The organism is Oscillibacter sp. GMB15532 (genome assembly GCF_041020825.1).
GTDB lineage: Bacteria > Bacillota > Clostridia > Oscillospirales > Oscillospiraceae > Oscillibacter.
In genome coordinates, this window is sequence record NZ_JBEVTO010000001.1 from 444,312 (window position 1) to 467,174 (window position 22,863).

The 22,863-nt window shown below is 57.1% G+C and carries 16 protein-coding genes; 4 read left to right on the forward strand and 12 right to left on the reverse strand.

The annotated features are described in order from the left end of the window. Window positions 1-28 precede the first annotated feature (28 nt). From ABVS15_RS02135 to ABVS15_RS02185, 11 genes are all read right to left on the reverse strand, one after another. Window positions 29-1,261 (reverse strand): NRAMP family divalent metal transporter, encoded by a 1,233-nt coding sequence (locus ABVS15_RS02135; RefSeq protein ID WP_369282124.1) that lies wholly within the window; start codon window positions 1,259-1,261, stop codon window positions 29-31. Between the two features lie 38 nt (window positions 1,262-1,299). After that, the gene (locus tag ABVS15_RS02140) at window positions 1,300-2,067 is read right to left on the reverse strand and encodes a LamB/YcsF family protein (protein WP_369282125.1); all 768 of its coding nucleotides are present in this window, start codon (window positions 2,065-2,067) and stop codon (window positions 1,300-1,302) included. 275 nt (window positions 2,068-2,342) lie between these two features. Next, window positions 2,343-3,692 carry a sigma-54-dependent transcriptional regulator gene (locus ABVS15_RS02145; protein ID WP_369282126.1) on the reverse strand — a complete coding sequence of 450 codons (1,350 nt, stop codon included), beginning with the start codon at window positions 3,690-3,692 and terminating at the stop codon, window positions 2,343-2,345. Further along, entirely contained in the window at window positions 3,689-5,368 is a 1,680-nt protein-coding gene (locus ABVS15_RS02150; protein ID WP_369282127.1) for a PAS domain-containing sensor histidine kinase, read from the reverse strand. The genes ABVS15_RS02145 and ABVS15_RS02150 overlap by 4 nt, the downstream gene beginning before the upstream one ends. Next, window positions 5,365-6,825, reverse strand: coding sequence for a sodium:solute symporter family protein (locus ABVS15_RS02155; protein WP_369282128.1), 1,461 nt, complete (start codon window positions 6,823-6,825; stop codon window positions 5,365-5,367). Before ABVS15_RS02155 ends, ABVS15_RS02150 begins: the two co-directional genes overlap by 4 nt. A gap of 253 nt (window positions 6,826-7,078) precedes the next feature. After that, window positions 7,079-8,245: a M20 family metallopeptidase gene (locus tag ABVS15_RS02160; protein ID WP_369282129.1), complete on the reverse strand. Its 1,167-nt coding sequence runs from the start codon at window positions 8,243-8,245 to the stop codon at window positions 7,079-7,081. Between the two features lie 19 nt (window positions 8,246-8,264). After that, window positions 8,265-9,479: a hypothetical protein gene (locus ABVS15_RS02165; RefSeq protein ID WP_369282130.1), complete on the reverse strand. Its 1,215-nt coding sequence runs from the start codon at window positions 9,477-9,479 to the stop codon at window positions 8,265-8,267. A gap of 118 nt (window positions 9,480-9,597) precedes the next feature. After that, a complete protein-coding gene (locus ABVS15_RS02170; RefSeq protein WP_369282131.1) occupies window positions 9,598-10,788 on the reverse strand; it encodes a M20 family metallopeptidase in 1,191 nt (396 codons plus the stop codon). Between the two features lie 505 nt (window positions 10,789-11,293). Further along, window positions 11,294-15,883 (reverse strand): S-layer homology domain-containing protein, encoded by a 4,590-nt coding sequence (locus tag ABVS15_RS02175; protein WP_369282132.1) that lies wholly within the window; start codon window positions 15,881-15,883, stop codon window positions 11,294-11,296. A gap of 529 nt (window positions 15,884-16,412) precedes the next feature. Then, the gene (locus tag ABVS15_RS02180) at window positions 16,413-16,535 is read right to left on the reverse strand and encodes a rubredoxin (RefSeq protein WP_293009589.1); all 123 of its coding nucleotides are present in this window, start codon (window positions 16,533-16,535) and stop codon (window positions 16,413-16,415) included. A gap of 35 nt (window positions 16,536-16,570) precedes the next feature. Next, the gene (locus ABVS15_RS02185) at window positions 16,571-17,923 is read right to left on the reverse strand and encodes an MBL fold metallo-hydrolase (RefSeq protein WP_369282133.1); all 1,353 of its coding nucleotides are present in this window, start codon (window positions 17,921-17,923) and stop codon (window positions 16,571-16,573) included. A 428-nt stretch (window positions 17,924-18,351) separates the two neighbouring features. On the opposite strand from ABVS15_RS02185, the gene ABVS15_RS02190 reads away from it, so the two are divergent. Further along, entirely contained in the window at window positions 18,352-18,930 is a 579-nt protein-coding gene (locus tag ABVS15_RS02190) for a hypothetical protein (protein ID WP_369282134.1), read from the forward strand. A gap of 170 nt (window positions 18,931-19,100) precedes the next feature. Here ABVS15_RS02190 and ABVS15_RS02195 read toward each other — a convergent pair whose 3' ends face one another. Beyond that, window positions 19,101-20,345, reverse strand: a complete 1,245-nt coding sequence (locus ABVS15_RS02195) for a peptidoglycan-binding protein (protein WP_369282135.1) — start codon at window positions 20,343-20,345, stop codon at window positions 19,101-19,103. Window positions 20,346-20,711: 366 nt separating this feature from the next. Here ABVS15_RS02195 and ABVS15_RS02200 point away from each other — a divergent pair, with 366 nt between their 5' ends. The 3 genes from ABVS15_RS02200 to ABVS15_RS02210 are packed head-to-tail and all read left to right on the forward strand — an operon-like array spanning window position 20,712 to window position 22,677. Beyond that, a complete protein-coding gene (locus tag ABVS15_RS02200) occupies window positions 20,712-21,605 on the forward strand; it encodes a rhodanese-like domain-containing protein (protein ID WP_369282136.1) in 894 nt (297 codons plus the stop codon). Continuing rightward, window positions 21,602-21,778: a CD1871A family CXXC motif-containing protein gene (locus tag ABVS15_RS02205; protein ID WP_369282137.1), complete on the forward strand. Its 177-nt coding sequence runs from the start codon at window positions 21,602-21,604 to the stop codon at window positions 21,776-21,778. The genes ABVS15_RS02200 and ABVS15_RS02205 overlap by 4 nt, the downstream gene beginning before the upstream one ends. Next, on the forward strand, window positions 21,778-22,677 hold the full coding sequence (locus tag ABVS15_RS02210; protein ID WP_369282138.1) for a 4Fe-4S binding protein: 900 nt from the start codon (window positions 21,778-21,780) through the stop codon (window positions 22,675-22,677). The genes ABVS15_RS02205 and ABVS15_RS02210 overlap by 1 nt, the downstream gene beginning before the upstream one ends. Window positions 22,678-22,863 lie beyond the last annotated feature (186 nt).

Below are 22,863 nucleotides of genomic sequence, written 5' to 3' on the forward strand. Positions count from 1 at the left end.
CCGCGCCCAGCGTATGATACGCCTTTTATCAGGCGAAAAGCTTCAAAATGCCGGGAACGGCTTTCACTCCGGCGTAGAGAGAGATGCAGACCACAATGATACCCAACGCAATCATCCATGTAGGATGCTTGTAGTCATCGCCTACGATTTTCTTATTGCGGCACGCCAGCAGCATTACGCCCAGACTGACCGGCAGAATCAGGCCATTGAACGCACCCGCAATAATCAAAAGCTGGGCGGCGTTGCCAACCAGCACCATCATCAGCGTGGAAAAGGTGATGAAGCCCACCACGAACTGGCGCTCATACTTGTTGATGAAAGGGTGCAGCGTCTTGAGGAAGGAGACTGAGGTGAACGCCGCGCCCACCACGGAGGAGACGCCGGCGGAGAACAGGCACAGGCCGAACAGCCGATAGCCCAAATTGCCGGCGGACAGGCGGAACGCCTCGGCGGCGGGGTTTGCTGCGTTGATAATGGTGTCGGCATTGGCGGCATTCCACTGGGAGCCGATCATGCAGGTGCCCAGCACGGCCAGGAACAGCAAAATACGCACGGTTCCGGAGGTTCCGCAGCCCTGAAGCACACTCTTGCGCACATGCTTCACATTTTCAGGACCGGAAATGCCCGCGTCCAGCAGCCGGTGTGCGCCGGAAAAAGCAATGTAGCCGCCGCAGGAGCCGCCCAGCAGGGTGGTCAGCGCCACAAACATGGAGGGGATTTCATTGAACTTGGTCAGGCTGGACGCAACCACGCCCAGAGGCGGCTGAGAGATCACCGCCACCACCAGCACAGTGACCAGAATGATGGCAGCCAGAAGCGTGGCAACCTTATCCATGATGGTCTTGGCATTTTTGTTGACAAAGATGATGATGCCAAGGCAGCCTGCGATCACGGCGCCCACCTTTTCATTCAAGCCGAACATGGCGTTGAAGCCCAGCGCCACGCCGCCCACGTTGCCCACGTTGAATGCCAATCCGCCGATTGCCACCAAAACAGCAAGGACGACGCCCAGGCCGGGAAGCACCTTGTTTGCCACGTCCTGTGCCCGCATCTTGGACACGCTGACAATAGACCAGATGTTCATTTGTGCGGTAATATCCATCAGGATTGCCAGCAAAATAACGAGAATCAGTACGGGACCATATTGTGCGGTAAATTTTGAGGTCTGGGTCAAAAATCCGGGGCCGATGGCAGAAGTCGCCATTAAAAACGCGGCGCCCAGCAAAACAGATCTATTCTTTGTCGTCTCGTTCGCACTCATCGGGATTTCCTCACTTTTATTATATTTGTGGCACGCGATTAAACAATGGCGGCGATGGGGGCGATTTTCACGCCCTGCGCCTCCATAGCGGCACGGATGTTTTTTACAAATTCCACAGCGGAGGGGTTGTCGCCGTGTACACAGATGGAATCGGCGGAGATGGAAACCTCCTCGCCTGTAATGGCAGTGACCTTTCCCTCCATCACCATGCGCACCGTACGGCGAATGGCCTCGTCCTTATCGTGGATTACCGCGCCGGGCTGCTTGCGGGGAACCAGAGAACCGTCCGCCTGGTAGGCGCGGTCCGCAAACACCTCGCTGGCCACCCGCAGTCCTGCGGCCCGGCCCGCCTCAATCATTTTGCTTCCGGCAAGACCCAGCAGAATCACGTCCCTGTCTACCTCCGCGATGCCCTGCGCGATGGCGGACGCCAGTTCCATGTCCTTGCCCGCCATATTGTAAAGCGCACCGTGGGGCTTCACATGCTGAAGCTTTACCCCCGCCGCGGCGGTGAACGCCAACAAAGCACCCATCTGATACTGGACATAGGCCTTGGCCTCCTTGGGCGAGCACACCATGTTTCGCCGGCCAAAGCCCATCAGGTCCGGAAACCCCGGATGCGCGCCGATGGCCACACCCGCCTCTTTCGCCATGGCCACGGTCTGCGCCATGACCAGAGGGTCCCCCGCATGATAGCCGCAGGCCACGTTGACCGACGATACGTGCTGAATCACCTCGCTGTCCAAACCGATGGTGTACGCACCGAAGCTCTCTCCCAGATCGCTGTTCAGATCCACCAGATTCATAATTGTAGCTCCTTCCTTTTTTGCCCCAAGGGCACCATTCCAGATGTACCTGTCATACTTAGCAGCAAGTTCCATACCAAGCCTTCAAGTTTTTATTACAAACGCACATCATTTCCGCTTATGGCGCGAAATAATTGTTTGTATTTTACAGTTTCGCTAGTTGCTTTTTGTGATTTTCACATTCATAGTCTCTGATTTTTTTACAAAAAAACACGTCCGCTTAGGAAAATAAACCATTTTCCTAAGCGGACGTGCGATTCTGCACGGCCGGATGTTCAATTCCGCACGTCTTCATCCTCCATCCGGCGCTTCAGCGTAAACCGGCTGATACCCAGCAGCTCCGCCGCCGCGGTGCTGTTCTCCCCGCTCAGAGCCAGTGCCCGGCGGATATACGCCCGTTGAAATGCCACGGTCTCGGCTTCCAGATCAATCGGTCCCAAGGAAAGGTCCTTTACTCCCAAAGGGGCGCCTCCTCCGCCAAAAGCGGCCAAAGGCGCGCCCCGAAGGGTCTTTCCCTCACAAAACAGCACCTCCCGCTCCAAAACGTTTCTCAGCTCGCGCACATTGCCCTTCCAATAATAGCGGCGCATTTCGCCCAGATAGGCCAGGTCAATGGCTTCAATCTCCTTGGAAAATTTCTGATTGAAGTGCCGCAGGTAATAATCCGCGATGACGGGAATATCCTCCACCCGTTCCCGCAGGGGCGGGATAAATATCTGCATGACATTGAGCCGGTAGAACAAATCCTCCCGAAAGGTCCCCTTGGCAATCTCATCCTCCAGCCGGCGGTTGGTGGCGGCAACCACCCGCACATCCACGGGAATATCCGTCAGTCCACCCACCCGCTTAAAGCAGCGGTCCTCCAGAAAGGTCAGGAGCTTTGCCTGCATGGCAAGAGGCATCTCCCCAATTTCGTCGAGAAACACCGTGCCGCCATGCGCCAGCTCAAACAGGCCCTTTTTGGTCTTCACCGCCCCGGTAAACGCTCCCTTTTCATAGCCGAACAGCTCCGCCTCCAAAAGGTTTTCCGGAATAGCGCTGCAATTGATTTTCACCATGGGGCCCGCCTGCCGGGCGGAGGTGTAATGGATCATGTTCACCACCACCTCCTTGCCGGTGCCGGTTTCGCCCCGAATCAGCAGGTCTACGTTGTCATTTCTCGCCAACAGCCGGATCTGGGACCGGATTTCCTCCGTGGCGGGGCTGTTTCCAATCAGCTCCCGCTGCTTGCCCTTCACAGCCTTCAGGCTGCGGTCTTTTTTCAGTTCGTCCAGACTGCGGCGAATGATCAGGTTCAGCTCGTCCAGATCAAAGGGCTTTTGCACAAAATCATAGGCCCCCCGGCGGATGGCCTCCACGGCCTGCGCAACCGTCCCGTAAGCGGTGATCATGATGATGCGCACTTCCTCGTCAAGATGTCGGAGCGCCTCGATATAGTCCGTCCCCACATCCCCTTCCAAGCGATTATCCAGCAATATCACGTTTGGCCGCATCCGCTCCGCCGCGGCAAGGCCCTGGGCGATTGTCCCCGCTGTGGCAACTTCATAGCCCATGTCCGACAGGCCCGCCTCCAGAGAAATGCGGATAAGACTTTCATCGTCGATGACCAATACCCGTTCTTTCATAGCGTCTCCTTTTCCCCTGTATCCGTCCGGCGAAACCGCATTTCAATGCACGTCCCGCCGCCGGGACTGCTGAGAATTTTCATTTCCCCGCCATTTTGCTCCAGCAGACGACTGACAATGGCAAGGCCGTATCGTCCGGTTCCGCCCGAGGCAATGCCCCTTTCCACAGAGCGCAGCTTTTCGCGATCCATGCCCGCGCCGTCGTCCGTCACCGACAAAAGGACCTCCCCGGGGCCGCCCTGCGCCCGCAGGGCAATGCGTCCCCCCTGCCCCACGGCTTTCAGTCCGTTGCTCACAAGATTTATCAAAACCTGCTTGAGTTCCGCCTCGTCGGCATAAATCGCAAGGCCGGGCTCCGCCGTGGTTTCCATCGTGACGCCGTGGTTGCCGGCCAGCTTGGAGTATAGCATGGCCACCTCGCCCAGCAGCGGCTTCAGCTCCACCACGGCCTTGTGGCTTTCCCGCTTGCGGGACAGATTCAAAAGGTCCCCAATCAGTTCATTGATGCGGTCCACCTCTTTGATGACGCTGGTGCACAGGGTCCGGTCCCGCTCCCGCTCCAGTCCCCGGCCCACCACCTGAATCGAGGCGCGGATGCCCGCCAGAGGATTGCGTATCTCATGGGCCAGCATGGCGGCCAGCTTTCCGATATAGGCCAGTTTCTCGCTCTCGCCCACCTTTTCTTCCATGATCTTGTCATAGGTCACGTCGTCAATCGTGCAAAGCGTCCCGGGCTGCGTTTCAAGGCTCCCCCGCCCAAGCCGCCAGACTCCTATCTGGTAGACCCGCACATCTCCCCTGCCGTTCTCCAGCCGAATTGCCTCAAGGGGGACGCTGGCCTGCGTAAGACGGCGCTCCAGCACCAGGCGCAGCGTCTGCCCGGCGGCAAAAAACGTCTCATTCGCCAGCATGGCGCTGGCCCGGTCGTTGACGCACAGCACCTGCCCGTCCGCACCATAGGCCACCACGCCCAGCGGCAGATTCTGCACAATATTTTCGTTCAGTGCTTTCTGCTCCGCCAGCGCCGCGTTGTACCGCCGCAATTCTTCCAGCATTCTGCGGAACGCATCCGCCAGCTGCCGCGTTTCCGCGCCGCCCACATCTGTGGGAATCAACTCCGGCGACGCCTCCTGGGGCCGTTCTCCGATGGCTGCGCAGGCCGCTGCCAGCCGCCGCACCGGCTCTGAAATCCCGTAAGACACGAAGACACCCACTTGGATCGTAATAATCAGCAGCGCAATGGTGGCAAGAATGGCGTATTTCTGCTCCTCCACAAGGCCGCTTTGAAACGCCGCTTCATCCAGCGTATAGCAAAGTCTCCAGCCAAACCCATTGTCCCGCTGCTCGGCCAAAACACTTCCCTCCTCCACCAGGGCAGCTCCCTGTTCCGTTCCCAACAGACGGGCACCCCTGCCATCCAGAATGACAAGTCCGTCGTTTTCAAGAGCGGCGCAGCCGGCGAGAATCGCGTCCTGTCCCACATTGTCTCCAAACTGGCGGATGTCCCAGCTGATATAGGCCAGCAGCTCCTCCCCCTTTTCCCGCTCCTGTGTCAGCTTACTCGTATACCCCTCCCGGAGCATCAAAAAGCCGAAGCACAGCACAGAGAGGACGCAGATCCCCACCACCGCCATGAGAATCTTATTCTCAATGGTCAGTGAACGTCTCAACTTCATACTTCCGCCTCCCTTTTCCGGCTCAGCACGGACCCCAGCCACAGTGCCCCGGCGGAGATCAGCGTTCCCGGCAGGGCGGGATGCACAGGAAGCAGCCCCTCATAGTAAAGCGGATAGAATACCGCCAGCGCCAGAAGCCCGGCTCCCAGCGCGGCGCAAACGCCTGTCCGGGTGGTGCTCTTCCACAGAAGGGTCCCAAACACCGGGGCCAGCAGCGTCACACTGAATACGCCCCACACATCCCCTCCATATGTCAAAAGGGAGGCCGGCGGCGACAGGGCCAACAGCAGCGACAGCGTTCCCCCCGCCATCACCGCCCCACGGCTGAGGCTGACCAGCGTGCTCTCCTTGAGCGGTCTGGGCCACAGCGCCCCCACGATATCGCAGGAGCAGCTGGACGCGATCAGCAGCAGCTGGGAGTTCGCAGTGGAAACGCACGCACCGATTATGGCAAACAGCAAAAATCCGCTCCACGTGCTGTAAAGGTCGTTATTAAGAATATAGGTAAGAATCTCGTCGGTGGATAACGTCTCATTCACCGTGGGAATCAGCACCCGCATACCAAGACCGATACTGCTGAGCGTAAAATAAATTCCCGCCAGCAGCGCCAGAGAAATCCAGATCATCCGCCGGGCGGAGCGGGCGTCCCGCGAGGCCAGAATTCGCACGGCATATTGGGGATTTACCGCCAGACCCAGCCCCCAGCCGAAAAACATGCTGATGCTCATCAACGGCGCAAAGTCCCCCTGCCCGAAGGGCCGCAGAAGGTCCCCTGCCTCGGTGGCATATTCCATTCCCGCATGGGCGTATCCCGTCACGCCCGCCGCGCCGGAGTAAATTCCGCCCAGACTTCCCACCCGGGCCACGACAATTACCAAAAGAACACCCAATCCCACAATCATGAGAATCAGGTTGAATGCGTCGCTGCGGGTCACCGACTGATAGCCGCCGAAGGACGTGTACAAAATAAACAGATACACCAGCAGGATAGACAGGCTGTACGGGATGCCAAACAGCGTGGAGGCCACAATGCCGAAGCCTTTGATCTGAATCACCAGATATAGCACATACACCGCCGCCAGCAGCGCGCCGAACGCCGCCTGAAGCCCCTTGGACCCATATCGGACGCGAAACAGCTCCGGCACCGTGGTGACGCCGGTGGCATACAGCTTCCCGCTGACGTGTATCATCAGCAGCGCCCCCAAAAACCAGGGGACCACCGAGAACATCAGCGCGGACAGCCCGCTTTCATACACCGAGCCGGTCAGACTGAGAATGCTGGCCGCCGAAACCCACGTTCCCACAAAAGTGCAGACGCACCGCCACAAGGGCAGCCGCCGGTCGCACATAAAAAACTTTCCAACGCTGTCGCTGTCCCTAAGGCTGCTTTTGCCGATCACCAGCAAGATCGCGGAATACGCCGCAAAATAGATGAGATAGAGCAGAGTTTTGTTCATGGCCCGTTTTCCCCCTTGCGTCCCGGCAGCTTCTCTTTTTTTACACAGTATCCTATCATACCCTGCGATATTTGAAAACCCCCGGCTCCGTTACAGATATTGCACTCACGCGGCGGGCGCGGCTGATTTAAGACAGCGCAGCAGGTGCGAAGCCCCGTTTGAGAAGCAGTTGAAACGCAAAACAAGGCCCTGATGCCAAAGCATCAGGGCCTTGTTTCTTGTAAATTCGCAGGGGCGGAGGAAAAATGCAGGATCAGCCCGCGTTAAAATCCGCAGCAACCTGCGCGTAGAGCAGCACACTGTTAATCAGCGCACTCTCATCCACCCGGTATTTTCCGGAGTGCTGGGGCCACACGGCGCCGCAGGCCTCATTTCCAACGCCCATCAGAGCGATGGCGCCGGGGACCTTCTCCATGAAATAGGCGAAATCCTCACCCCCGGTGATGCGGTCAATGGCAATCACTGCGTCGGCAGAAATCGCCTTGCGCGCGGCACCGATCGCCACCTCGGTCATTTGGTCGTCGTTGATGGCGGGAGGAACAATGCGGTCATAATTCAGCTTCGCCTCAGCGCGGAACGTCTGCGCAGTCTGGGTCACGACCCGCTCCATCATCTCTGGGAAGCGCTGATACAGGTCCCGGGAGAAATAGCGGGTGGTGCCCTCCAGTCTTCCGTACTCCGCAACCACATTCCAGCGGGTGCCCGCTTCTATGCGTCCCACTGTCAAAACGGCGGGGTCGCCGGGGTCCACTTCGCGGCTGACGATGCTCTGCAAATTGTTCACCATCGCGCTGGCAACCACAGCGGCATCCACACACTGATGGGGCGCGGAGGCATGGCCGCCCTTCCCCTTGATATCAATGCTGAACTGATCGGCGGCGGCCATCCGGGGTCCCGGGGCCAGCGCCACCCGTCCGGCGGGCACGTTCGACCATACATGAATGCCGAAGCAGCCGTCCACACCTTCCAGCGCACCGTTCTCAATCATGGATTTTGCACCCTGCGCTGTTTCCTCCGCCGGCTGAAACGCCAGACGGACAGTCCCGCACAGGTCCGCTTTGATGTCATTGAGCACGCGCGCCGCTGTCAGCAGCGTTGAGATATGGCAGTCATGGCCGCAGGCGTGCATCACGCCGGAAACCTCGCTGGCAAAGGGCAGCTCGGTTTCCTCCTGAACGGTCAGCGCATCCATGTCGCCCCGCAGCAGGATGGTCTTTCCGGGTTTTCCGCCCTGAATGGTGGCCAGGATTCCCGTCTCCAGACCGCAGGGGCGCCAGGCAATCCCAAACTTATCCAGTTCCGCCTTAATCCGTTTGCTGGTTTCATACTCTTTTCCGCTGACTTCGGGATGCGCGTGGAAACAGCGCCGCATCTCAATGAGGTAATCGCCGTATTTTGCGGCAGCTTCTTTGAGGTTCAACTTTCAGCACTCCTTTTTATTAAAACATAGTTGCAAACACGCCGGCAATAAAGACTGATGTAATGGTCACTGTGACAAAGCCGCCCACAATCATAGACGGGAACATTCTGCTCATCAGATACTCCTTCTCCTCGGGGGTCTGAGAAAGCGCCGTGCAGGTGGACTCGGTGATGATCGCGTCGCAGGGGAACCCGTACAACGCCGTCAGTCCGTTGGCAAACGCCATAGGGAAGGACATCCGCAGCACCTTGGCCACGATAAAGGACATGATTGCCATGCCCACAACGCCCACCACAATCAGGGCGACCATGGGGAAAATGATGGCCTTCAGCATATCGGGTGTGCAGTCCTTCAGTCCGTCAAACACATACATCATCAGCGCGAACATCATAATTCCATAGGAATTGGCTTTATTCAGCGAGTTGGCATCCAAAAAGCCGATGGTGGTGAAAAGGATACCCAAAACCAGCGCCCAGATTGCGCCGCTGATTTTGCCGATGCCGGGGAAGACGATGCCGCCAAGCTGGGTGGCCAGCCAGCCCACGAGGGCCAGCTTGATCAGAACCACAACAGCGGAATCAAATTTCTGCGGGATGGGGGGAATCAGCTTCTTTTTTGCAGCAGACGCAGAGGTGGCGGCCTCCGCTGCCTTTACGGCGGCTCTGTCGGAATCGGTCATGACCGTCTCGCCGCCGCGGTACTCTTTCAGCAGGCGCTTGCCCTCTGCCTGAAGGCAGACAGCGGTGATGGGATACCCCGCAAAGCCCTGAATGCAGTACATGGTGATGGCAAACACGGCAGCCTTCTGGAAACCGGCCGCGGCAGCAGCGTCACGCATGAGCGTGGCGGCCACAATGCCGCCGGTCAGCGGAGGCAGACCGGCAATGACCAGCTCGCGCTCCATGATCAACGGAGCCACCAGCAGAGAAAGACCGCACATACCGGCAAGACCCATCAGGCATACCACAATGGTCTTCCACTGTTCTTTCAGCTGCTTGAGGCTGATCACCGTGCCCATGTGGGTAATCAGCAGGTAGATGCCGATGGTACTGCCGAAGGGGATCAGCATACTGTCGCTGACCAGGGTGGTGGGGAGCACAGTCCAGTACCCGACCAGCATCACCACTGCCGTGACAAATACCGAGGGAATCCATGCCTTGGTCAGGGTGGAAACCACTTCACCGATGATGAACGCGGCTGCGCAGATAACGAATGCAAGTGCAAAATTGTACATATTTTCTCCTTACTCCTGTCGTGCTTTTTTCTATTCAAAACCCGGCGGCTTGCCGCAGGGAGGTCCTTTGCCGATGGATGTATGGTGCGGCTCCGCTTTCTGATTGGGAGTGCCGCCCTCAGCGGTTGAGATATTCAACGGCGATGCCTGCCATGGCCCGGATGCCGTATGGCATAGCCTCCTCCCGCAGGACCAGCTTGGGGCTGTGAAGGGGATACAGTTCCTCCCCACCCTGCCCGCCAAAGAGCATAAAATAGGCGGACGGCGTGCCCGTCATCTGATAGAAATAGGCAAAGTCTTCACTAAAGCCCATGGGCCGCTCCAGCTCCACGATGGCGTCGTCTCCCAACTCATCCGCCACCGCCTTCCTGGCGCAGTCTACTAAATCCGCATCGTTGTATGCTGCGGGATAGCCGTGGTAATGGTAAATATTCACCTTACAGCCGGAGATGGACTCCATTCCCTTGCCAATGGCAAACATCTGACGGCGGATCGTCTCCCGCACTTCCTCAGAAAAAGCCCGGGACACCCCACCAAATTTCACCTCGCCGGGAATCACATTGGGTGCGTCTCCGCTGTGAATGCTTCCGATCGAGAGAATTCCCGTCTCCAGCGGGTCAATTCTGCGGGCAACAATCTGCTGCATATCCACAACCATCTGACAGGCGGCCAGAATGGGATCGTCCGTTTTCTGCGGCTCGGAGCCATGTCCGCCCCGACCGGTCACCGTCACATCGTACAGGTCCACAGACGTGGTCACAGCCCCGGCACGCATGCCGATCTTGCCCACGCGGTCTTGATCCGGCAGCATGTGAATCGCATAGATGGCATCCACATGTGGGTTTTCCAAAACGCCCTTTTCCACCAGCTCCATGGCCCCTCCGGGAAGGGTATCCTCGCTGTGCTGGAAAATCAGCTTCACCGTTCCCCGAAACTGTTCTCTCATCCCGCAGAGTACCTTTGCCACGCCCAGCAGCATGGACGCGTGCATATCGTGTCCGCAGGCGTGCATCATTCCCGGCGTCTCGCTGGCAAAGGGCAGCCCGGAATCCTCGCTTACCGGCAGCGCATCGATGTCGGCACGCAGGGCAACGCACTTGCCAAATCCTGCGGTACCGTGAATCAGGGCAACCACAGCCGTTGGAACAGGCTGCTCAATCCTGTCCACTCCGTACTCCGCCAGCTTTTCCCGGATCAGCGCGGAGGTGCGCACCTCCGACCGGCCAATTTCCGGATGACGGTGGATATCTCTTCGGACGGCGACGATTTCGTCAATGCAGGCTTCCGTTCCGGTTTGAATTGCACTCATGTCCATCACACTCCTTGCTCTTTTGATAAAATGCTATAAAATTAAGGGGCTTTTGCAAAACAACCACAAAAGTCCCTCACAAGTATGGGGTCGCCCGAATGCCTCGTCCGTTCATCTTTTTAAGTGAGGTTTTGATCAGGCAACGCAGTGATTTAGCTATTTAAATAGTATTATCCTGCAAAGCGTTTCAACAGTCAACAGTGGTGTTTGAAAAAATATACAAACTTTAGAAAGTCATTTTTTATTTTACAGTCTTTTTCACCAGATGCCCCTTGCGTGCCGGAAGTTGCATCCGCTTACTTTTCTTAAAAATCCCTTGATTGGTCAGAAAAATTTTCAAGTCCGCCTATGCCACAGCATTTTCAAAATTAAAATCCAGACTTTTAACTTACAAGATGCCCGAAAAAATAACCATTTCTTTTCATATTTTATGCACATTCCAAAAAGGCCGGGGAGCATCGGCGCAGTGCGCCGATGCTCCCCGGTTCTTTCTAAGCAGTTTGCGTTACACGCCAAACTGCCGATACAGGAAGGTCACAATCTGACCTCTGGTGCAATTGGTATTCGGGCTGAACGTGGTAGCTGTGGTTCCGTTTGTAACCGATTTTTCCACGGCCCACAGAATTGCGTTCGCGTAGTACGCGCCGGAGGGCACATCGCCAAAGGAATTGGCGGTTGTCACAGAGGGAGAACCCGCTGCGCGGTACTGGAAGGTGACAATCTGCGCCCGGGTAACAGCGCCATTGGGGTTAAATGCCGTGGCGCTGGTGCCGCCGGTGATTCCCTTCTCCAGCGCCCACAAAACCGCCTTGAAGTAATAGGCTCCGCTGTCCACATCCCCAAAGGGATTTGCCGTGGAGGCAGGCTCCGGAGAACCCGCTGCTCTCCACAGGAAGGTCACCGCCTGCGCGCGGGTGCATGCGGCGTTGGGTCCAAAGGTGGTGGCGCTTGTCCCGGAGGTCACGCCCTTTTCAACCGCCCAGCGCACGGCGTCCGCATAATACGCGCCGCTTGCCACATCCGTGAATGCCAGCTCCGCAGGCACTTCACTGCCGGGAATCACAGCAAACACGGAGAGATTCCGCACGCCGCTGATCGTGAGGCTGTTTCCGCTGACCGAGGGCTTCAGATACTCCTTTGTGCCGTCGGTCAGAATGTGCAGCACATAGGGGTTTGCAATCTTGCTCAAATTGGCCACCGTCAGCGTGATTGTCAAAGAACCGTCGAAACTGTGGACGGCCTGACCGCCAACGGAAAGGGATACGTCAAATGCAGGTGTTCCATCAGAAAGGCCCGCGGCGGAGGCCGACGCAGCCGTGATGCCAACACTGACGCTGGCACTGGAAGAAGCCCCGCTGATCACGCCCGCCAGAGCTTCGGCAGACACGGCAATCACACCGTTTTTCGTGGTAATGTTGAGGCTGTTGTTATTGGCCTGCGCCGCGGTCAGTCCGGATACGGGCAGCGTAACCTGCGCCGCGCCGGACGCGCTGATGGAAATGACAGCACCCTTGGCCGCGCTCTTAACTGCGGCGGTCATTTGTGCGGCAGTCACGCTGCCGCCGCTGACATTGATCGTCGCGTTTCCAGAAGCAACAGAGCCTCCGTCACCGGAGCCGCTGCCGGAGTTATCATTGGAGGTACTGCCGCGTTTGGTGTAGGTAATGCTTTCTCCATCCAGCGTTGTAAAGGTCAGGTTATTGCCGGAGCGCACATAGTGGCTTCCTTTAGTCTCATCTTCTGCGTTTGCAACATATATGCCGGACATGGCGCTGGCACTGTTGTCATAAGCAAAGAACTGATAGCTGTTGGCGGCCTGACCGTTGACATACGTAATTCCAGTGCCGTCGGCATTGAGGACGCAGTAGAGACTTGTGACGCCCATGCTTACCAGTTCGGGATAGTTGTTGACGTTGCAGTCCCAGGTTCCCACCACATCGCTCAACTGGGCCAAAGAGCTGGCGGTGCGGGCTGCGGTGTAATCCATATTCTCAAGGCAGAACAGGGAGATTACCTGCTCCAGCAGTTCTTCGCTGCTGTCCGCCATCGCGCTGGTGGGAATGCCCGCAGCCAGCCAATTGGCATAGCTGCCGGTTGCAAATTGCTGAAGCGCATCTAAATCGCTGCCATAGCGGAATTCAATGTGATAGGTTGAGGCAGGCGTATCGGGCGCCATCAGGAAGTAGGTGTACTCTCCGGAGTTCGCATCCAGGCTTTGCAGGATGGTGAAGCCGGGCATAACCACCTGCCCCTCCATATACAGGGCCCCGGTACCCACGTAGCGATAGGGATGAGAGAATAGCTGGACGCCCTGCGCGTCAAAGCCGGAAATCTGCAAGCCGTTAAAGGTGAGGCTCGCTACATCGCCCATGAAGCCGCAGAAGAAAGAATCCCCACCCTGCTGGCCTTCTGCCGCGCCGATGGAAGCCTTCATCATGGCAACCATTTCGTCCGCCTTGTCCGCACCCACAATGGCAGCACAGTAGTCATACCAATAGTGGTCGTACTGGCTCTCCAGAGTCGCGCCCTCGAAAAGCTGCTGATAGGTATCGCTGATGCCTTGGATAAAGCCTGCTGTGTCGTCCTCACCGTATTGGTCCCCGCTCTCGTACATGCCGTTGGTCGTGCCCACGGCGTTTACGGCGGCCACGCTGTTGATTGTCAGACCGCTGAACGTATTGCTCTCATCAATGCTGCTGCCCACGGCCCGTCCGGCAATTGCACCGGGAGTGGTCGCGCCGTACAGGGAATCCACGCCGGTTCCGGCAGTGATGGAGCCGGAGACGGTATTGCCGCTGGCCGTGTATCGGTCTTCCATTCCGTAGAAATACAGACCGGTTCCGATCAGGCCGCCTACATGGGTGGCTCCTGGGGCATTAATGGTAATGTCAACCGTGTTGCCGGTGACAGTGGTAGGCGCGGCAGGCGCAACGTCGATGCCCGCTCCGTCAGTTCCGGTGCCCGCATAGCCGCACAGTCCGCCAATGGCGTGGCCGCCTTGCTGCGTGGTGATGGTCACACCGGAAACAGTGTTATCGGTGATGGCCGTCATGCATTGCAGGCAGCCAGCCAAGCCGCCAAGGCCCACAGGCTCATTACCGGCAGCGCTTACCGTGCAGTCGGTGGCGGAGCTGTTTGCGATGGAGCCGCCGAAGCCGCCGCCCACCACGGGACCACCGCATTCCGCAACGTCGACCTGAATGATGCGGCCCGGAGTCTCCGAGAAATCGTTGCTGCCCAGCACCACAATATCGGTCTTCGAGACGTCGCAGTAAGACAGCGTGGCGTTCTCACTTCCGCCGGTAATGCCACCCACGCAGTTCCGTCCGGTGACGGTATTTCGATGTCCATCAGCCGCCGTCAAGTCGACGTTGCTCAGAACTGCACCGGGCAGGGCATATCCGATGACGCCGCCGGCAGTCATGGCCGCATTTTCGTTGGAGGTGACGGTGACATTTTTCACTGTCAGGTCCTTCACCGTGCCGGTGACGCAGGAGAAGATGCCGCCGGGAGCCATCATCGTTTCATCGGCGCTGGCATCCACCGTGACGTTGGAAATCGTATAGTTTCCGCCGTCAAAGGTACCGGAAAACGCCTTGGTCAAATCCATCGCTCCGGTGGTCATATCCACGTCCGTGCCGTATCGCAGCACGCCGATGGGCTGCCACCTATGGTAGACGGTGCTGCCGTAACTCAAATCAAACGTGGCCCCAAGGTCAAGGTCAGCCGTCAGCTTGTAATTTGCATTCAGGCCGTAGTTCACCGCATACAGCGCGGCGGCATCTGCAATCTGATAAGGAGTATTGACAGCGCCGTCTCCGCCCGCAAAAATACGCTCGCTTCCGGGTGTGCCATTAATGCTGTCAAGCTCGGTGGCATGGCCCACCAGCCCATAGGAACCTGCGTCCGCGGTGCTATTGGTCACACTGATCCGGGCGGGAACCGGGTAATACGAGGCATAATCGGGGAAATAGAATCCGCCGCCCAACAGTCCGCCCACGCGGCTGGTTGCACCGATAGCGTAAATTTCCGAACCTGCCACGGTGCAGTTGTTAATCTGCGTAGGGGCCGCAAGGCCGCTTGTCCCGGAATAGCCCACAAGGCCGCCGATCAGGTCGGACTCGCCGTTGGCAATTCTGACCGTCACATTGGTCGCTTCGCAGTCTTTCACATAGGCCGCTTCAATGGCGCAGCCCGCAAGACCGCCGATACCGAAGGCATATTCTCCGGCAGTGGTGACCTCGACGCCGCCGCCTGTCGCAGTACAGTTCTCCAGCGTGCACCCTTCCATACCGCCAACCACAAGGCCCGCGTCATGAACGTTCGCGCCTGAATATGCTGCGCCGGAAATTCCGTCCATGGTCAGGGTAGTCCCGGAAACATCGCAGTTCAGAATGGTGGAATCCATGCCCGCGCCAACAATGCCCGCCACCATATTGGCAACGTTGGCGCCCGTACTCCGCCCGCGAATGGTATTGGCGCCGGTCAAGTCCACGTTGTCAACCGTGGTGTTGTAAGCATAGCCAATGACCGCGGCGGTCATGGTGAAGCCTGCAACCTGCGCGTCCTCAAGAGTCAGGTTTTTTACAGTGGCATTGGACGTAACGCCGAACAGGCCCACGCACATGGCGTTTTCTCCCCCGACGTTCAGTCCGGAAATCGTATTCCCGTTGCCGTCAAAGGTTCCGTGGAAGGCATAGGCTCCATCGGGCTCCTCGGCATTCTCCGCCGACGCCTGAAACGTACCGATGGGCGTCCATGTACCGGTCAGGGGAATATCCTCCACCAGCTGATAGGATGCTCCCATATCTTCCGCCACCAGGGCAAGCTGCTCGGGAGTCTGAATCTGATAAGGGTCGTCCACCGTACCGGAGCCGCCGGCAAAGTTTGATGTACCCTGCGATGCAGTGGTCAAATAGCTTTCGAGCTGTGCGTCGCTGCTGCGCTGCATTTCGCCGCTAATTTGCGCCGAAACGACCTGTTTTGCCGAATCGGCATCATTCAGTTCCGCCGCCAGTGCCGCCGACGGCAGTAAGGACAAAGCCATCACTGCCGACAAAACCGCAGACATTATTTTCTTACGTTCGATTTTCATTTTTTCCTCCTCTTAAAATACTGTACCGCCAGAAAGATTCTCCTCCTTTCCGCTTAATAGTTAGCTAAAGCTAACCACTAGGCAATATATGTTGCTTGCTGCAAGCCGCGGTCCGGAAATCAAGCAGAATACTCTGTCAAGCCCTTTGGTTAGTTAATACTAACCAAAGCCTATAAAAAAATCTCCCTCTGCCCTTTCCGCACCTCATTATTCTAATCTCAGCATCCGTATTTTACTGCAATGCTGCACACATGTCAACCGCAATTAAGAAAATTATGGAAATAAAAACTCGGACTAAATGTAAGCCAATGCAACAATTGCAGTGCCAAATTTAGCGAAGCGCGCGACTTTGCATCCTCCCGGGGGCCGATGTCCTCCTGCCGGGCCTCTGGGGATGATCGCACAGGCAGCTCCATTCCCGCCCGCAGATTTTTTGGCGGGCTAATCATTCTCGTGTCTTTCGGGTTGTACGGACCGGGCGGGGCCGTCTCTTTATAAAAGAAGACGGCCCCGCCCGTTTTTTAATCAATCAATCCTCGGGATGGAAATGGCTCTTGTCCGCGCCGCACAGAGGGCAGACGTAATCGTCGGGCATGGGGCCTTCCTCGGCCTCGTCATAGACATAGCCGCACATGTCGCACACATACTTCATAAAAAATCTCCTTTCCGATATATTTTTTCCTGTTTTCAGGGCAGGGGCTCAAAGACTTCGGCGGTGCGATGACAAATCGGACATTCAAAACCGTCCGGCAGGGCGTCACCCTGATAGATAAAACCGCACACCTTGCACACAAAGCCCTTGGGCTTGTCCTCATTTTGATCGCCGGGAGTAGCCGGCGTCTCTCCCCGCAAATCGGCGGCCAAGGCATCAGCCAAAGCCTCCAGCTCCGCGTCCTGTCCGATGGCCAGCGCGGATTTCAGCGTGACGGGGGCAGTCACAAGCTCCATATTCTTCATCCCGCCCAGAATCTGGGTCATCAGCTTTCCGCTGGCGGGTGCCCAGGAGCCGTTTTCAATCAGGGCCACCTTCCTGTTTTGCAGGTTGTGGTGGGCCACATCATGGAGCAGATTTTCCATGGAAACGAAGATGCCATTATTATAGGTAGTGGATGCAAACACAATATGGCTGTATTTAAACAGCTCGGACAATACGTAGGAATAGTGGGTCACGGACACGTCGTACATATCCACAGCGATGCCCCGCTCCGCCAGACGGCAGGCCAAAATGTTGGCCGCAGCCTCCGTCCCCCCGTAAACCGAGGCAAATGCAATCAGAACGCCCTGCACCTCCGGTTCATAGGCGGCCCACTTGGCATACTTGCTCAGGGGATAGTCCAGATTCTTCCGCCACACCGGTCCGTGGAGCGGGCAGATCATCCCCAGCTCCAGCCCCGAAACCTTCTTCAACAGCGAAAGCACCTGCGGGCCGTATTTCCCCACGATGTTGGTGTAGTACCGCCGGAACTCGTCCAGCCAGTCCCGGTCAAAGTCCACCTCGTCGGCAAACAGGATTCCGTTCAGTGCGCCGAAGCTGCCGAAGGCGTCGGCGGTAAACAGGATGTGGTCGGTGGAGTCGTAGCTGGCAATGACCTCCGGCCAGTGGACCATGGGGGCGTTGTAAAAGGTGAAGCTGTGCCGCCCGGTGGGAAGGGTATCCCCCTCGTTTACAAGAATCACCCGCTTGGGGTCCGTGCAGTGAAACTGGTGAATCATATTGACGGACTTCCCGTTGCACACAATCGTGGCCTCCGGATGCCGAAGCATCAGATCGCCCAACGTGGCCGCGTGGTCCGGCTCCATATGGTGGACAAACACGTAGTCCAGCGTCCGTTCCCCCAGCGCATACTCAAGATTCTCAAAAAACTGGGTCTGTACCGCCCGGTCCACCGTGTCGAACAGAACGGTTTTTTCATCCAGCAGAAGATAGGAATTGTAGGCCATGCCCCTAGGTGTAGGGTGGGCCGCCTCAAAGCGTGGGGCCTGACGGTCGCTGACACCGAGCCAGAGCAAATCCTCCGTTACCTTCCGAATACAGTGCATAGTCAACACCTTACCTTTCTAAAACGCAGCGTTTCCATACCGCCATACGGCGCGGTCAACAGTTCTTGGCCGTGCTTTCAGGCCGCCTCCGGCGGGCAAAAACGCAGCCAAAAACAATTACATTGCCTGCTTTGCTAATATTATAACATACTCTTCCTGTAAAAACCAACCGGAAATATGACAATTTTAGAGCCGCCATTCCGGATTTCAAAGTCCGTGGACCACAGCAACCAGCCGCAAAAGCGGGCGGTACAAGATTTGAATTCAACATATACCGGGCCCGGTGGCTTTGTCAAGCGGCAAATGCCTCGTTTTTCCCGACGGAGAACGGAAAATTTTTTTGAGAGCGAAACTTATTGGAGCGTTTTTACGTCAATTATTACAAGCCCAGCCAAAAACGGCAGGGATTACTTTTGGAGGTATTTTGTATGACAGGAAAAACGAAACCGCTTACTCATTTTAAAAAGCGGATGCTGGCACTATTGGCGGCGGTGTCCCTCATGGCTCTGAGTGCCTGCGCGGCGCAGCCGCCCGCAGGCTCTTCCGGCAGCGAGGGGCAGGCGTCCTCTTCCGGATCCGCCCAGTCGGGGACCTCTTCCGCCGGGTCTTCTCAGGCGGAGGACGCCGGTGCCATGGACCTTTCGGACCTGACGGGGCTTCTGGGCCTGACCCAGGAGGAGCTGATTGCCGCCTTGGGAGATGAAACGCCCGAATCTGTGGACGAGGGCGGATTGGCCTTTGAAAAGGCAGGCATCCGCGTCTGGTTTGACACTGACACCTACACGAAGGTGGCACAGGTCCTTGTGATGACGGACGACATTGACTTGAACGGGCTTCATCTAGGCGACAGCCTGTCCGACTTTACAGAGGTCTTCGGCGAGCCCCTCAGCGACAAGGATGGCGACGCCCATTTTGCCTATGAAGACATGTTCCTTTCCGTGGTTTACGATACGGCCTCCGCTTCTAAAGAGGTGATCAGCGTCTACGTACTTCAGGAGGATTTTTAAAACCCCGTCCCGTCTTTTCCATTTCTTTGACGGGCATTTGACAGCTTTTGCACAACCGGGTCCCTGCGCCATAGGCGCAGGGACCCGGTTTCATTTATTTCGGCGTGATTTTGCGGTGGGCCGGGGCATCGGCAAAGCTTGCGTGGAATTTCGCAGCTTTTTTGCTGAAACTACGCCAGATTGGCCACGGCGGTATAAATGCCCGAGATGCGGTACCATGTGGGGAAATTGACCCGTCCCGTCACCGGCAGGTCAAACGTCTCCTGAAATACCCGCACGGCATTTGCCGTACTCTCTCCGTACACGCCGTCCTCCGCCACCTTGGGAATCAGGGGATAGTTGTTGGAAATGGCGTTGAGCTGGTGCTGGATGGTCTGCACGGGAGCGCCGGTGGAGCCCTGCTCCAGCACGTAGCCGGGGAAGGAGATGGGAATACCCTCCACCTTTTGCGCCTGCTCCAAAAAGATGTCGTAGCCATAAAAGCTTTTCAGGATTTGCAGCGCGGGATAGCCCTGATCTCCCAAGTCCTTGGAGCCCCACTGGCTTAGCCAGCCCGGGCAGTTCCGCCTTGCCCCGTCGCAGTACTGGGTAAACAGGGGCTGGACAATGTCCGGCTTCGTGATATAGGTGGTAAATATTTCGTCCACCACCTCGGAAATCTCCCGGAAGATGGTGCGTCCATAGGTAAACGCTTGATCGTAGGCAGTGGAGTTGGTGACTGTAAAGTCAAAACCCTTATTTCGATACCACTCCGTGTAGACCCGATTGAGGGTAAAGGAAATGATTGCCAGAACGTTTGCCGTAATTGTTTCCCGGGGCCAGGTGGAGTAAATTTCACTGCTGGCCACGTTTTTGATGTAATCTGTAAAAAGCACCGTGACGTTGGCCGCATCTGTATTTTCCGGACGGCCCTGATGCACCACAATGAGTTCCGGTACCACCGGCTCCGGCAACACTACAAAATTCTCAGCAAAGGGCAGTTCTTTTATGGCATCCTCCGGAATTTTGGGTGGGAAATCTCCCCAAAGCGTGGGATAGGGAATCAAAAGGCCAGAAAACGTCGGCCGCAGGGCCACGTTCTGCACCGCGGTGACCTCTGGAAACATCTGCACGTTTTCGATGACCGTCTGCCCATAGCCGGGGAGTGAGACGAGCACATTGTACTGATTAAAGGGCCGGGGCTGCCCTGCCTCCATGGAAAATTCCAGCGGGGGCGTTGGAAAGGTCAGCTCCGGGGCCTTTCCTTGGGCGTTGGTCTGCACCTCCTCCAAAACATTTCCGGAATCGGGGTCAATTATCTGGACGGACACGTCTTCCGCGGGCACGCGCCGGTCCTCCAAAAACGCGTTGATCTGCAATTGTCCCAGTCCACCCCGGGTGTTTTGCACCGGTGCGGTATTGTTTTCACCATTCATACTTCAAGCGCTCCTCCCTGCGGCATGTGGATTTGACTGCTGACGGCGCGCCTCTCTGCGTCCGCCTGCCGCCCGGGCTTTCCCGGCGGCAGGCGGACGCAAAGACGCTTTTCGGACCGACAATACCATCCTATGCCGCTCCTGCGGGCCTTATCACTCCTGCTGCGCGGGAGCGTTTTTTCCTTTCCAAAAAGGGCATATAAGCCAAATACGAGATAGCTATAAGCCCAATAAATAGTAATCATTCCGAAAATATCCTTGCATTTTGGACCCTGATATGATACATATGAAGGGTACTACATCTGTCAAAACCCCGCATCGGACTGCCTAAAGCATTGCCGCTGCCGCCGTAAAGGAGGAACGACTGTGAAAAAAATAACAGCATTGCTGAGCCTGTCTTTTTTATTTCTATTGAGTGCCTGCTCCCCCAGTGAGCCGCCTGCTTCGGGTGGGGGTTCCGAGGACGTTTTTCCGGAGCCTGTTAAAATTACCGCTGAGGAAGCCCATGAGCGCATGACCGCAGGGACCCCCGTGGTGGTAGACGTGCGCACCGCCGGAGAATACGCAGAGGTCCACATTCCCGGGGCCATCCTGCTCCCCAACGAGGAAATCGGCACGGAGCCGCCGGCCCAGCTTCCCGTTCTGGACGCGGAGATTTTGATTTACTGCCGCAGCGGAAACCGCAGCGCACAGGCCGCAACAAAGCTCTCAGGCATGGGCTATACGAACCTCAGTGATTTCGGCGGGATCATCGACTGGCCCTATGAAACGGAGAGCGGGGAGTATCAGCCCGCCGAGAAGGCGGGAACCCTGTCCTCCTTCGCCGCGTGGGATTTAAACGGCGTCCCCGTGGACGAGGGGATTTTTGCGAATCACAAGCTGACCTTAATCAACATCTGGGCCACCTTCTGCGGCCCCTGCCTGCGGGAAATGCCGGATTTGGGCCAGTTGGCCGCCGACTATGGGGAACGGGGCGTTCAGATTGTGGGCATTGTGGTGGACGTTTCGCAGACCAGCGGGGCCTTCTCCCCGGATATGGTGCAGACCGCCCAGGAATTGGTAGAGCAGACGGGGGCAAACTACCTCCATCTGCTGCCCTCGGAAGATTTGATTGCCGCCAAGCTGTCTGGCGTCAGCTCCGTACCGGAGACGATTTTTGTCAACGACAAGGGCGAACTGGTGGGCCAGTCCTATGTGGGCGCACGCAGCGGCGAGGAGTGGTCCAAAATTATTGACACCCTGCTGGAGACTGTGGGATGACGGCAAAGGACGCACCCCGGCCCCACCGCCGGTTGGCAGGAAAACGCCTTGTCACCGTCGCGATTTTTACCATCTCGGTTGGCCTGATTGCGGTGGGCATTTCTGTTGGTGAGCCGGCGGAGGTTTTGCAAAAGGCCGTGAACATCTGCCTTGAGTGCATCGGGATCGGCTGATGAAACAGGGAACTCGGCATTTGATTCAGGCGCTGGCGGCGCTTGCCCAAAACCCGCATCTGGGAAACTTTATTACCGGGCGCATTCATCAGGGCCCTTCCAAGCGCCTGTGTGTCCCAGGGCTGAATTGCTACTCCTGCCCCGGCGCCGCGGGGGCCTGCCCCATCGGCTCCTTACAGGCAGTGATCGGCGGACGGACGCGGAGCGTATCCTATTACGTGGCAGGAACGGTTCTGCTGTTCGGCGTGTTGTTCGGGCGGCTGATCTGTGGCTTTTTGTGCCCTTTTGGCTTTGTGCAGGACCTGCTGCACAAAATCCCCTCTCCCAAGCCCAGCCCACCCCGGCGGCTGGACAGGACACTGCGCTGGGGGAAATATGTGTCTCTTGCTGCCGTGCTGCTGCTTCCCGCGCTGGTGAAGGACGCCTTCGGCATTGGAGACCCGTTTTTCTGTAAATACGTCTGCCCCGCCGGAACGCTGGAGGGCGGCCTTCCCCTGCTGGCGACCAACGAGGCGCTGCGGGCCGCCGCCAGGTTTTTGTTCTCATGGAAGCTGGGGCTTTTGGTGCTGGTTATTGCGTGGTCGGTGCTGATGTACCGTCCGTTTTGCAAATATCTCTGCCCTCTTGGGGCGATTTACGGACTGCTGAACCGTTTCAGCGTCTATCAGATGGGCGTGAACAAAAGCGCCTGCATTCATTGCGGACGGTGCGAAAAGGCCTGCAAAATGGGCGTGGACGTGACCGGGAATATCAACTCCGCGGAGTGCATCCGCTGCGGCGCGTGCAAGGCAGCCTGCCCCACCGGCGCCATCTGGTCCGGCTTTTTCAAGGACGAAAAAACCGCCGTGAACCCCAGCCAGACCCCGCCGTCGTCAGGGCCGTCCGTGGGTCGCGATTGAACAGGTTGTCCGGCAAGCCGTTAAAATTTCGACAAGCCCAAAAATTCCCCCTCGCCAGGATGGAATTTTGCCTTGACACTTTACTATTTTTAAGCTAGTATAAAAATAATTCAGGTGTGTCAACGGGGACGAAAAGCGAGTGGAAATGATCTGCGCTTTCGTCCCTCTTTTTATGATTGGGGGAAA